Here is a 12919-nt window from a genome sequence, read left to right as displayed (position 1 = left end):
GTCAGTAGACGTCGCGCACGTAGCGCCGCTCCGCGGCCAGCTGCTCGACGTAGGCGCCGGCGCGCTCCTCGTCGAGCCCGCCGTGGGCGGCCACGACGTCGCGCAGCGCCCGGTCGACGTCCTTCGCCATCCGCGACGCGTCGCCGCAGACGTAGAGGTGGGCGCCGTCCTGCAGCCAGCTCCACAGCCGGGCGCCGTGCTCGCGCATGCGGTCCTGCACGTAGACCTTCGCACGCTGGTCGCGGGAGAACGCGAGGTCGAGCCGGTGCAGGCTGCCGTCGGCGCGGTGGCCCTCGATCTCGTCGCGGTAGTAGAAGTCGGTGGCCCGGCGCTGCTCGCCGAAGAACAGCCAGTTCCGCCCGGTGTGGCCGCGGGCGCGGCGCTCCTCCAGGAAGCCGACGAACGGCGCGACGCCGGTCCCGGGACCCACCATGACCATCGGCGTCGACGGGTCGGCCGGCGGCCGGAACCCCGGTGACGGCCGGACCGACGCCGGGACCGCGTGCTCGCCGGGGGTGTCGGCGAGGAACGTCGAGCACACCCCGCGCCGCGCCGCGCCGCGGCGGCTGGCGAAGCGCACCACCGAGACCGTCAGGCCGACCTCGCGCGGGCTCGACAGCGGGCTCGAGGAGATCGAGTACAGCCGCGGGGCGAGCCGCCCGAGGACGTCGGCCCACTCCTGCGCGCCGGCCCGCACCGGGTACTCGGCGACGACGTCGGCGGCGTGCCGGTCCCAGCTCCACTTCGCGAGCTCGACGCGGTTGCCCTGCCGGGTGAGGTCCTTGAGCTCGCGGTCGGCGGCGCGGTCGGCGACGAAGCCGAGCAGGCCGGTGGTGATCCGGGTGATGTCGAGGTGGCGGCGCAGCGCCTCGCCGAACGGCGTCTCCCCCACCTCCCCGCCGAGGTCGACGGGGGCGTCGGCGGGCAGGCCGGTCAGCGCGAGCCACTCCGCCACGAGCTCGGGGTGGTTGGCGGGGCGCACGCTCAGCGCGTCGCCGACCTCGTAGGGCGCGTCGCCGATGTCGATGCCGAAGCGGCGGACCTCCTTCGCCGAGCCGGGCAGGCTGAGCAGGCGGTTGCCGGTGAGCCGGGACGGCTCGGCGGCGGGGGTCCGGCGACGGGCGGGGGCGACGGGCGGGGCCGCGTCGGTGGCCGGGGCGCAGGCCCCGCCGGTGAGCGCGGCGTGGACCCGATCGGGCCACGACGCGGCCGGGTCGTCGTCGGGCTCGCAGTCGACGCGCGGCAGCAGCCGGGTGCCGCCGAGCTCGCCCAGGCGGGTGTCGAGGCGGCGGCCGTGGCCGCAGAAGTCGCTGTAGCCGGAGTCGCCGAGGGCCAGCACGGCGAACCGGACGTCGTCGAACGGGGCACGGGCGGGATCGGCGAGCGCCGCCCAGAACGCCGCGCCGACGTCGGGGGCGTCGCCGTCGCCGAACGTGGAGCTGACGATCAGCAGGTCGGCGTGCGCGGGCACGTCGTCGGGGCCGCACCCGCCCATGCTCCGCACCCGCGGCGCGAGCCCGGCCGCGGTCAGCCGGTCCGCGACGACCGCCGCGACCCCCTCCGCGTGGCCCGTCTGCGACGCCCACAGCACCAGCAGCGGACGCCCGGCGTCGGTGTCCGGGGCGGGGGCCGGGGCGGGGGCGGGGGCGCGGGAGAACGTCCCGGCGAGCAGCCCGTCGACCCACAGCGCCGTGCCGGGGCCGAGGGGGGCGCCGCGCGGCAGCACCGGGACGGAGGCGGGCGCGGGGCCCACCCCGGCGAGGAACCCCGCCAGGTACCGGCGCTCGGACGCGGTGAGCTCCGGCGCCCGCTCGTCGGCCAGCCCCAGCGCGGCCACCAGGTCGGCCGTCGGGCCGGCGGCGGTGTCGGGCCGGGCGGGTGCCGGTCCGACCCGCACCAGCGACACCGCGCACGCCTTGAACTCCGGCTGCAGCGACACCGGGTCGACCGCGTCGTTCGTGACGGCGTTGACGGCCAGGTCCGCGCCGAACAGGTCGTTCCAGTGGAACGGGGCGAAGCAGCCGCCCGGCCGCACCCGGTCGGTGACCACCGCGGGCAGCACCGCGCGCCCGCGCCGCGACTCCAGCGCCACCGCGTCGCCGTCCGCGACGCCGAGCCCGCGGGCGTCGTCGGGGTGGATCTCGACGAACGGGCCGGGGTCCAGCCGGTTCAGCGCGGCGACCCGGCCGGTCCTGGTCCGGGTGTGCCACTGGTGCTGCACGCGGCCGGTGTTGAGCACGAACGGGAAGTCGTCGTCGGGGAGCTCGGCGGGCGGTAGGTGCGGGCGGGGCAGGAACGCGGCCCGGCCGGACGGGGTGGCGAACCGCGGGCGCGGTCCCGTGCCGAGGTAGCGGATCGGGTTCCGGTCGGCCGACCCGGGACCCGCGGGCCACTGGACCGGGGAGGCCCGCAGCCGCTCGTGGGTGACGCCGCTGACGTCGTAGCCGGTGGCCGGGTTCGCGAAGCGGCGGATCTCCTCGAACACCTCCTCGGCGTCGGCGTAGGTGAACGCGTCGGCGTAGCCCATCGCGCAGGCCACCCGGGCGATCAGCGCCCAGTCCGGCAGCGCCTCCCCCGGCGCGTCGACGGCCCGGCGCAGCAGGGTGAGCGACCGCTCCGAGTTGACCATCACGCCGTCGACCTCGGCCCACGTCGCCGCGGGCAGCACGACGTCGGCGTGGGCGTTGGTCTCGGTGTCGGCGTAGGCGTCCTGCGTGACGACGAACTCCGCGGCCTGCAGCCCGGCGACCACGGAGCCCCGGTTCGCGACCGACGCGACCGGGTTCGTGCAGATCACCCAGCAGGCCCGGATCTCCCCGGCCGCCATGCGCCCGAACATGTCGACGGTGCCGGTGCCGACGTCGCCGCGCAGCGTGCCGGGCGGCAGCGACCAGGCGTCCTCGACGAACGCGCGGTCGGCGTCCACGCGCACCGAGCGCTGCCCCGGCAGCCCCGGCCCCATGTAGCCCATCTCGCGCCCGCCCATGGCGTTCGGCTGCCCGGTCAGCGAGAACGGGCCCGACCCCGGGCGGCAGATCGCCCCGGTCGCCAGGTGCAGGTTGCACAGCGCGTTGGTGTTCCACACGCCGTGGGTGCTCTGGTTGAGCCCCATCGTCCAGCAGCTCATCCACTCGCCGGCCTCGCCGATCCAGCGGGCCGCGGTGCGCAGGTCGTCCTCGGCGAGGCCGGTGATCCGCGCGACCGTCGACGGCGGGTAGTCGGCGAGGAGCTCCCCCATCGCCTCCCACCCGTCGGTGCAGGAGGCGACGAACCCGGCGTCGACGTGCCCGTTCTCGACGATCAGGTGCAGCAGGCCGTTGAGCAGGGCGAGGTCGGTGCCCGGCCGGATCTGCAGGAACAGGTCGGCCTTGGCGGCGGTCGCCGTGCGCCGCGGGTCGACGACGATCAGCTTCGCGCCCGCCCGGACCCGGTCCATCAGGCGCAGGAACAGGACCGGGTGGCAGTCGGCCATGTTGGCGCCGGTGACGAGGAAGACGTCGGCGTGGTCGAGGTCGTCGTAGGAGCCGGGCGGGCCGTCGGAGCCGAGCGACTGCGCGTAGCCGGCGCCCGCGCTGGCCATGCACAGCCGCGAGTTCGACTCGATCCAGGTGGTCCGCCAGAACCCCTTGGCCAGCTTGGTGGCCAGGTACTGGGCCTCCAGCGTCATCTGGCCCGAGACGTAGAGGGCCAGCGCGTCGGGGCCGTGCTCGTCGAGGACCGCGCGCAGCCGCCGCGCGGTGGTGGCGATCGCGTCGTCGACGGGGGTGGGCTCGGGCTCCGCGCCGCGGGCGGGGCGGACGAGCGCGGTGCGCAGCCGTCCGGGCACGTCGACCGTCTCGGCGAGGGTGGCGCCCTTGGTGCACAGCCGGCCGCGGTTGGCGGGGTGCTCCCGGTCGCCGGTGACCCGCTCGACGCGCCGCACCCCGGCGGCGTCGCGGCCGATCTGCAGCACCATCCCGCACCCGACGCCGCAGTAGGAGCAGACCGATCTGACGCTGTCCGGTTCCGGGTCGGTCACCGGTGCACCGTAGGAAGCGCGTGTTGCCGGCACGTGACGAACGCCGGCGCCGCCCGGTGAGGAGGTCCTCACGGCGGCCCGGACCGGCCGTGAGCACGGCTCGAACAGGTGATGCCGTCGTCGGCCGGATAACGTCCTCGGGGTCAGGCCCGATGGCCAGAGGGAGTCGCGACGCCCGTCCGCGCACCCGTACGACACCCGAGGGGGGTCCGCACCGTGACCGAGATGGTGAGCGGCACCGCGGATCCGGGTCACGTGATGACGGTGCGGGTCGACCCGTCGGGCATCGTCCGGCTCAGCTGGGCCGAGGGCCTGCAGATCACCGGACGGCTCGCGCAGCAGGCGATGGGGCTCGTCGACATGACCAACGCCGACCGCGAGCGGCCGCTGCTCGTGGACATGCGGGGCACCGCGACGCTGTCGCGGGACGCGCGGATGACCTTCCGGCGGCGGTGCTCGGCGTCGCGGATCGCGCTGCTCGGGCGATCCCCGGTCGACCGCGTCCTCGCCAACTTCGCCATGGGCGTGAGCTCGGTGCCCGTGCCGACCCGGTTCTTCACCTCCGAGACGGCCGCGGTGGCGTGGCTGCACGATGGCGACCCCGCCTGACGGCCGGCTCGACCAGCTGGTGGAGCTGGTCCTCGAGCTGGCGGCGGGCGACCGGGGGGCCCGGATGACGCCGTCCCCCGCCTCGGACGAGATCGACGCGGTGATCGTCGGGGTCAACATGCTGGCCGAGGAGCTGCAGGCGCTCAACCGCGACCTCGAGGCCCGCGTCACAGAGCGGACCCTGCAGCTGGAGCAGGCCCAGCAGCAGCTGGAGCGGCTCGCGCTCTACGACCCGCTGACCGGGCTCGCGAACCGGACGCTGCTCGGCGACCGGATCGGCCGGGCGATGGCCCGCGCCGACCGCGGCGCCGCCCCGCCCGCCGTGCTGCTGCTGGACCTCGACGGGTTCAAGGCGGTCAACGACAGCTTCGGCCACAGCGTCGGCGACCTGCTGCTCATCGAGATCGGCCACCGGCTGCGGCAGGTCGTCCGCGACGCCGACACCGTCGCCCGCCTCGGCGGCGACGAGTTCGCCCTCGTCGTCCTGGACGCCACCCCCGAGCAGGTCCTGTCGATGGCCGAGCGGATCCGGGCGTCGCTGCAGGCGCCCGTCCAGGCCGGGGAGCGCTCGTGCTGGGTGAGCGCGAGCATCGGCGTGTGCTTCGCGGTGCGCGGCCAGGACGCCGACACCCTGCTGCGCGACGCCGACACCGCGATGTACGCGGCGAAGAACGGCGCCAGGGGCTCGGTCCAGATCTTCGAGCCCGGGATGCACGCGGCGGCGCTGTCGCGGGTGCGCATGGCCGAGGACCTGCGCCACGCGATCGCGGACGGGCAGCTCGTCGTGCACTACCAGCCCATCGTCGACCTGGTCTCGGGCTACACGACCGGGGTCGAGGCGCTGGTCCGCTGGGAGCACCCGCAGCGCGGGCTGCTCGCCCCCGCCCACTTCATCGGCGTCGCCGAGGACACCGGCCTGATCACGGCGCTGGACCGCTGGGTGCTGCGGACCTCGGTGCGGCAGCTCGCGCGGTGGCGGGCCACGTCGCCGCGGGCGGCCGGGTTCTCGCTGCACGTCAACGTCTCGCCCGCGGAGCTGCGCACGCCGCTGTTCGCCGACGGGGTCCTGCGGTGCCTCGCCGAGCACGGGGTCCCGGCCACGGACCTGACGCTGGAGGTCACCGAGTCCCAGCTGATGGGCGAGGACGCCGAGACCATCGCGGCGCTCGACCAGCTGCGGGTCGCCGGGGTCGGCGTCGCCATCGACGACTTCGGGACCGGCTACTCCTCGGTCGGCTACCTGCGCCGGATGTTCCTCGACATCGTCAAGATCGACCGCTCCCTGATCACCGGGCTCGACTCCGACCCGCAGCAGCACCGGGTCGCCGCGGCGATACTGGCGATCGTCGACGCCTTCGGGCTGGAGGCCGTCGCCGAGGGGATCGAGACCGTCGAGCAGGCCGAGCAGCTGCGCGCCCTCGGCTGCCGCTTCGGCCAGGGCTTCCTGTGGGGCCCGGCGCTGCCCGGCCCGGAGATGACGCCCCTGCTCGGGTTCTCGGCCGCGCTGTCGGAGACCTGAGTCAGGCCGCCCCGACCAGGCGCAGCGACTGGTCGAACTGCTCGCGCAGCCGGTCGAAGACGGTGTCGACGACCCGGATCGCGCCGTCGCGCTCCGCCGCCGTCACCGGGAGCCGGGTGAACACGACCGCGTCGGCCTCCGGGTCGGGCGGGAGCCGCGGGTGGGCGAGGCGGTGGCGGTCGGCGAGGTAGTCGAGCCGGATCCCGTCGCGGGCCTCCAGCTCCCCGGCGAGCAGGCCGCCGTGGTGGAAGAACGCCTCCCCGCTGCCCTGCAGCGCCTCCACCAGCCAGTGCCGCACCACCGGGCTCCGGTGCCGGTAGGCGGCCGTGACGAACGCGGCCGCGCTGCGGCGCTGCAGGTCGGTGCGCGGGGCGTACCCGAGCAGGCGCAGCGTCTCCCCCGCGGTCAGCGCCAGCCGGCCGTCGAGGTCCAGGGCCGCGGCGTCGCGGGCGAACAGGCGGTGGTGCGAGGCGAGCAGGCGCACCCGGCGGTTGAGCGCCCGCTGCGGCGCCGTCGCCGCGTCCGGGTAGGTGAGCGCGTAGGTCATCAGGTCGGCGTAGCCCATGATGTCCGGGATCCACAGGGGCAGGAACGCCGTCAGCCGGTCGGCGGCGGACCCGCCGCCGCCGGAGATCCAGGCCGGGAACGGGTGGTCGCGCAGCTCGGCCATCCGCTCGGCGAGCCGGTCGGCGACGGGGCGGTGCCCCTCGGACGGGACGGGGTCCGGGGCGGGAGCCGGGGCGGGAGCCGGGGCGGGAGCCGCCACCGTGGTGGCCCGGCGGCGGAGGTCCGCCGCCGGGCTCGGCACGGTGCGGCTCGTGGTGACCCGCCGGGCGTAGGCGAGCAGGTGGTCGTTCTTGTCGGTGAACATGTCGAAGACCTCGTGCACCAGCCGCAGCGACTCCGCGCACTGCGCGTCGGTCAGCACGGCCGACTCGAACAGGTCCTCGGCGTCGATCAGGCCGCCGGTCTCCCGGTCCAGGTGGTAGGGCCCGAAGTAGCGCAGCGCGGTGCCGGTGCGGGCCGCGAGCTCCGCGGCCAGCGGAGCGGTGTGCCCGAAGAACACGTGCCCGCAGGTCTCGATGGCTTCCAGGAACCCGTAGCGGACCAGCGGGTCGGTCGTCTCGACGCACATCTGCTGGATCCGCATCGCGTAGCGCCGGAACACCTCGGTCTCCGGCGCCGCGTAGTACCAGGCGACGGTGTCCTCGACGCCCCAGCCCAGGTGCTCGTCGAGGCCGAGCTCGGCCCAGTCCTCCAGGAACAGCGCGGAGTGGGTCTCGTCCTCCTCGGTGTGCCGGTTGATGGCCTCCTCGTAGGCGTCGCGCGGCCGCGGGTAGCGCATGAACCAGCGGTTCATGTCCCGGAAGCCGAGGATGAAGTTGGCGAACAGCGGCGCGAAGACGAACCGCTCCTCGAGCGGGGCCTCGTCACCGCCCATCCAGCGGTAGAGCGGATGGGCGTCGATCCCGGCGCGGCGTTCGGCGATGGCGGCGAGTACCCGCTCCACCGCTACGCCCGTCCGCCGGGGTGCACGCGCAGGGTGCGCAGCTCCCGGCCGAGCGGCCGGAACACGGTCCAGTCCGGGGCCGGGTCGGCCGGGGCCAGGTCCGGGCAGCGGGTGAGCACCGTCCGGAAGAACACCTCGCCCTCCAGCCGGGCCAGCGCCTGGCCCATGCAGCTGTAGGGCCCCACGGTGAACCCGACGTGGCGGTGCGCGTTCGGGCGGCCGATGTCGAACACGTCCGGGTCGGCGAACACCGCGGGGTCGCGGTTGGCGGCGAGCAGCGCGAGCATCACGGTGTCGCCGCGGTGGATCACCCGCCCGCGCAGCGGCACGTCCTCCAGGACCATGCGGCGGATCGTCGAGACCGGCCCGTGGAACCGCATCATCTCGTCGAACGCCGCGGGGATCCGGGACAGGTCGGCCTGCAGCCGGGCCCGCTCCCCGGGGTGGTCGAACAGCAGCTGGATGCCGTTGGCCAGCAGGTTCGCCGTGGTGTGGTAGCCGACGACGGTGAACATGATCCCCTGCGAGACGACCTCGGCGTCGCTGTAGCTCAGGGTCGTGCCCGGCCCGGCCATGACGTCGAGCAGCCCGGACCCCGCGCCGCGGCGCGCGGTGTCGACGTGCGGGGCCAGGAACTCGCCCATCTCCAGCATCCCGGCCTGCGACCGGACCAGCTGGTCGGGCTCCCCCAGCTCGAGCAGCTCGGAGATCGACTGGGAGGCCCGCAGCATCAGGTCCGTGTCGACGTCGCCGCGCGGGATGCCGAGCAGCTCGCACACCACCGACATCGCCAGCGGGTGCGCGACGTCGTTCACCAGGTCGACCACCGGCCCCCGGGCCAGTGCGGCGCCGAGCAGCTCGTCCATCACCCGTTCGATCACCGGCAGCTGGTCGAGCACGCGGCGCGGGGTGAAGTACTTCTTCACCGCCCGCAGGAACACCTCGTGCGCCGCGGGGTCGTCGCGCCCGCCCCACGCGGTGAAGATCCGGCGCAGCGGGGCCAGCTCGCGCTGGGCGTCCGCGGCCAGCGCCTCGACCTTCTTGTGCTCCTCCACGGCGTGGAAGCGGGGGTCGCGCAGCGCGGCCCCGACGTCGTCGTAGCGGGTGAGGATCCAGGAGTCGAGCTCCGGGACGAAGTACACCGGTTCCTGCTCGCGCATCGTGTGCAGCAGCGCGTGCGGGTCGAGGTAGAGGTCGGGCTGGAGGAGGTCGAAACGGCTGCCGGGAATGATCTGGGACGGCATGGACGTGGTCACTCCTGCTGATCATCGAGGGGCTCGCGTCACTCACTCGATATCTCACTGTAGTCAACCGACTACGCAGAATGCAGATGGTCGACGTCGAAGCCCCCGGACGGACGCACCGGGCAACCCGGACGACGGACGCCCTCGCACGAACGGCGCTGCCGCGCGGCGGAGCAGGGACACGCGGGTGGCGGAACGGGCGGGCGCTATCCGCCGATCGACGCCGCGTCCGCGGACGATCACGTCCACCGCACCGGGCGCCGTGGACGTCGTCGCCGGGTTCGTGCTGGAGACCAAACCGGCGCCCGCGGTTCGTCCCGCAGCCCGATGGGGCGGGGGCGCTGCGCTCGTAGCGTCCCGGCGGGACGGCACGGCTCACCGGGGAGGACCGCCATGAGGACCTACGCACTGGAACGGCCGGTCGACGGCCAGGACACCTGGCGCGACCACAAGCGCCACCTCTGGACGCTCGGCCTGGTCGTCCCGCTGCTGCCCTTCCTGGCGATGGCCCTGTACGCGGGGACGGGGCTGGCGGCCGCGCTGTGGCTCGGCCCGTTCGTCGTGCTCGTGGTCGTGCCGCTGATCGACCTGGTGGCCGGGCGCGACCACTCCAACCCGCCCGAGGAGGTGATGCAGGCGCTGGAGGAGGACCGCTACTACCGCTGGATCACCTACGCGTTCCTGCCGCTGCAGTACGTCGGGCTGGTGCTGGGGATGTGGTTCATCGCGACCCGCGACGCGGGTGTGGCGGGCGACGTCGGGCTCGCGCTCACCCTCGGCGCCGTGGCCGGCATCGGCATCAACACCGCGCACGAGCTCGGGCACAAGAAGGAGTCCGTCGAGCGCTGGCTGGCCCGGATCGCGCTCGCGCAGTGCTTCTACGGCCACTTCTACGTCGAGCACAACCGCGGGCACCACGTCCGCGTCGCGACCCCGGACGACCCCGCGTCGAGCCGGATGGGTGAGAGCTTCTACGCGTTCTGGCCGCGCACCGTCGTCGGCTCGCTGCGCAGCGCGTGGCGGGTGGAGCGCAAGCGGTTCGCCCGCCGCGACCAGCACCCGTACCGGCTGCGCAACGACGTGCTCAACGCCTGGCTGATGTCGGTCGTGCTGTGGGGCGCGCTGGTCCTCGCGTTCGGGACCGGGATCCTGCCGTACCTGGTGATCCAGGCCGTGTTCGGCTTCACGCTGCTGGAGCTGGTCAACTACATGGAGCACTACGGGATGCTGCGGCAGCAGGTCGGGGCGCCGGACCGCCGCCGCTTCGAGCGCGTCACCCCGGCGCACTCGTGGAACTCCAACAACATCGCCACCAACGTGCTGCTCTACCACCTGCAGCGGCACAGCGACCACCACGCCAACCCGACCCGGCGCTTCCAGACGCTGCGCGACTTCCCGGAGAGCCCGGTCCTGCCCACCGGCTACACGGGGATGATGGCGCTCGCGGTGGTCCCGCCGCTGTTCCGCCGGGTGATGGACCCGCTGGTCGTCGCGCACTACGACGGGGACCTGCGGCGCGCCAACCTCCAGCCGGGGCGGGAGGCGGAGCTGCTGGCCCGCTACCCGGTGCCCGGCGCGGACACCGTCGACGCGGGCCCGGACACCGCGGCCCCCGTCGTCGGCGACGACGTCGCGGCGGCCCGCTGCCCCGGCTGCGGCCACACCTACGTCGTGGCGCAGGGCAACGAGCCGGAGGGCCTCGCGGCCGGGACGTCCTGGGCGGACGTGCCCGACGACTGGACCTGCCCCGACTGCGGGGTCCGCGACAAGGTCGACTTCGTGCCGCTGGCGCGCCCGGACGCGTGACCGCCGTACATTCCGCCCCGTGCCCCCCTCGGCGTCGGACACCCTCGGCCACCTGGCGCAGCGGCTGCTGGCCGACTCCACCGCGCTGGTGGCGGGGGTGCTCGAGGAGATCGCGGCCGCGCTGCCGGAGCTGGCCGGGGACCCCCGCCTGCGCGCGGTGCTGGCGGGCACGGTGCAGGACACGATCCGGGCGGGGCTGCAGGTGCTGGGCTCGGGGGCGCCGGTGTCCGGGGTCCGCGCCCCGGACGTCGGGCTCGACCTCGCGCGGCACCTGGCCCAGCGCAACATCCCGATCTCGGTGATGCTGCGCGCCTACCGGCTGGGCCAGGCCGCGTTCCAGCGCGAGCTCATCGACCTCATCGCGGCGACGAGCGCCGAGGCCCGCGAGGTCGCGGCGGCGGCGCGGGACCTGGCGTCGGTCACCTTCAGCATCGTCGACGCGGTGTCCGAGGAGGTCGTCGCCGCCTACCAGACCGAGCGCGACGGCTGGGTCCGGCAGCGCAACACCGCCCGGCTCGCGACGGTCACCGCCCTGCTCGCCTCCCGGCCGGCCGACACCGACACCGCCCCCGGCTACGACCTCGCGCCCGGCCACGTCGCCGCCGTGCTGTGGTGCGGGCCGGAGGTCGACGACCCCCGCCTCGAGCGCCTGGTGCCGGGGATCGCCGCGGCGCTGGGCTGCGTCCGGCCGCCGCTGGTGGTGGCCCCCGACGCGTCGACGCTGTGGGGGTGGTTCCCGGCGTCGGCGATCCGGGCCGACGCGGTGACCGAGGTGCTGCTCGGCGCCCCCGGCACCTTCGCCGCGCTCGGCGACCCGGCCCCCGGCCCGGCGGGTTTCCGCAGCTCGCACCGGCAGGCGCGGCAGGGCCAGCAGGTCGCCGCCGCCGCCGCGGGCCGCGGCCCGCGGCTCACCACCCCGGAGCTGCTCGGCCCGCTGGCGCTGCTCGCCCTCGACCCCACCTCCGCGGCGCCCTGGGTGCGGGCCGCGCTGGGCGGCCTGGCCGACGACGACGAGCCCGCCGCCCGGCTGCGCGAGACCCTGTGGGTCTACCTGTCGACCGGCGGCAGCCTCGCCGCCGCGGCCGCGGAGCTGCACGTGCACCGCAACACGATCCAGTACCGCGTCCGCCGCGCCGAGCAGGTGCGCGGCCGCCCGCTGACCGAGGGCCGGATCGACGTGGAGGTGGCCCTGCTCGCGTGCCGGGTGCTCGGTTCCACGGTGCTCCGCCCGGCCCCGGATGCCTAGGCCGGTGGGCGTGCCGCTCCCCCTGCGCACGCTCGGCTTCCTCACCGTCGGCTCGTTCGACGGGGCCGACCCCCGCGCCGGCCACGAGAGCACGCTCGAGGTCATCGAGCTCGGCGAACGGCTCGGCTTCGACGGGGCCTGGCTGCGCCACCGCCACCTGCAGTACGGCATCTCCTCCCCCGTCGCGGTGATGGCCGCGGCGACCCGGCGCACGAGCCGCATCGAGCTGGGCACCGCCGTCACGCCGCTGGGCCGGGAGAACCCGCTGCGCCTCGCCGAGGACCTCACCTACGAGCGCGTGACGCGGCTGGTCGCGCTGATCCGCGGCGAGGTCGCCAGCCCGTTCTCCGGCACGGTGGGCATCGAGGAGTTCTCCGACCGCGTGCAGCCGCACTCCCCCGGGCCGGCCGACCGGATCTGGTTCGGCGCCGCGAGCCCCGGCTCGGCGCGGTGGGCGGGCGAGCAGGGCCTGTCGCTGCTGACCAGCAGCGTGCTCAAGGCCCCCACCCCGGACGACACCGACTTCGCCGCGCTGCAGGCCGCCCAGATCGCGACGTTCCGCGCCGCGCACCCCGCCGGGGACCGGGCGCGGGTCTCGCAGGGACTGGTCGTCATCCCCACCGACACCGCCACGGCCGAGCAGCGGGCGAGGTACGCCGCCTACGTCGAGGCCCGCACCCCGCGCACGGCCCGGCCGCGGGGCCCGGCGAACATGCTCTTCGCCCCCGACGTGCTGGGCTCCTCCGCCCAGATCGCCGAGACGCTGATCGCCCACGCCGGCTTCCGCGCCGTCGACGAGGTGGTCTTCGCGCTGCCCTTCGGCTTCGAGCACGCCGACCACGTGCAGATCCTCACCGACATGGCCACCCGGCTCGGCCCGGCGCTGGGCTGGTCACCCCGGCTCCGACGCCGCGGAACCGTCGCGGCGCAGCGCCGCTGCCGCCGCCGCGACCGTCGAGCACGCCCT

Annotated in this window: 7 protein-coding genes and 1 pseudogene; 5 read left to right on the top strand and 3 right to left on the bottom strand. The window is 75.2% G+C overall.

Features of this window, described 5'->3' with window-relative positions:
* Position 1: 1 nt before the first annotated feature.
* Positions 2 to 4018 carry a bifunctional nitrate reductase/sulfite reductase flavoprotein subunit alpha gene (locus H6H00_RS17280; RefSeq protein ID WP_221775565.1) on the bottom strand — a complete coding sequence of 1339 codons (4017 nt, stop codon included), beginning with the start codon at positions 4016 to 4018 and terminating at the stop codon, positions 2 to 4.
* Between the two features lie 225 nt (positions 4019 to 4243).
* On the opposite strand from H6H00_RS17280, the gene H6H00_RS17275 reads away from it, so the two are divergent.
* Positions 4244 to 4627, top strand: a complete 384-nt coding sequence (locus tag H6H00_RS17275; RefSeq protein ID WP_185722512.1) for a DUF7793 family protein — start codon at positions 4244 to 4246, stop codon at positions 4625 to 4627.
* On the top strand, positions 4611 to 6146 hold the full coding sequence (locus H6H00_RS17270) for a putative bifunctional diguanylate cyclase/phosphodiesterase (RefSeq protein ID WP_185716787.1): 1536 nt from the start codon (positions 4611 to 4613) through the stop codon (positions 6144 to 6146). Before H6H00_RS17275 ends, H6H00_RS17270 begins: the two co-directional genes overlap by 17 nt.
* A 1-nt stretch (position 6147) precedes the next feature.
* On the opposite strand, the gene H6H00_RS17265 is transcribed toward H6H00_RS17270, so the two are convergent.
* Positions 6148 to 7656 (bottom strand): hypothetical protein, encoded by a 1509-nt coding sequence (locus H6H00_RS17265; RefSeq protein WP_185716786.1) that lies wholly within the window; start codon positions 7654 to 7656, stop codon positions 6148 to 6150.
* A 2-nt stretch (positions 7657 to 7658) separates the two neighbouring features.
* A complete protein-coding gene (locus H6H00_RS17260; RefSeq protein WP_185716785.1) occupies positions 7659 to 8912 on the bottom strand; it encodes a cytochrome P450 in 1254 nt (417 codons plus the stop codon).
* A gap of 381 nt (positions 8913 to 9293) precedes the next feature.
* Here H6H00_RS17260 and H6H00_RS17255 point away from each other — a divergent pair, with 381 nt between their 5' ends.
* From H6H00_RS17255 to H6H00_RS17245, 3 genes and pseudogenes are all read left to right on the top strand, one after another.
* Complete coding sequence (locus H6H00_RS17255) at positions 9294 to 10706, top strand: fatty acid desaturase (protein ID WP_185716784.1); 1413 nt, start codon at positions 9294 to 9296, stop codon at positions 10704 to 10706.
* Between the two features lie 19 nt (positions 10707 to 10725).
* Positions 10726 to 11952, top strand: a complete 1227-nt coding sequence (locus tag H6H00_RS17250) for a PucR family transcriptional regulator (RefSeq protein ID WP_185716783.1) — start codon at positions 10726 to 10728, stop codon at positions 11950 to 11952.
* Positions 11945 to 12844, top strand: a pseudogene (locus tag H6H00_RS17245) (LLM class flavin-dependent oxidoreductase); the annotation flags it as partial. The gene H6H00_RS17250 and the pseudogene H6H00_RS17245, both read left to right, overlap by 8 nt.
* Between the last annotated feature and the right edge of the window lie 75 nt (positions 12845 to 12919).

It is taken from the genome of Pseudonocardia petroleophila (assembly GCF_014235185.1).
Taxonomy (GTDB): domain Bacteria; phylum Actinomycetota; class Actinomycetes; order Mycobacteriales; family Pseudonocardiaceae; genus Pseudonocardia; species Pseudonocardia petroleophila.
Note: the sequence above shows the minus strand (reverse complement) of the source record. Positions and strands in the feature narration are given on the sequence as shown.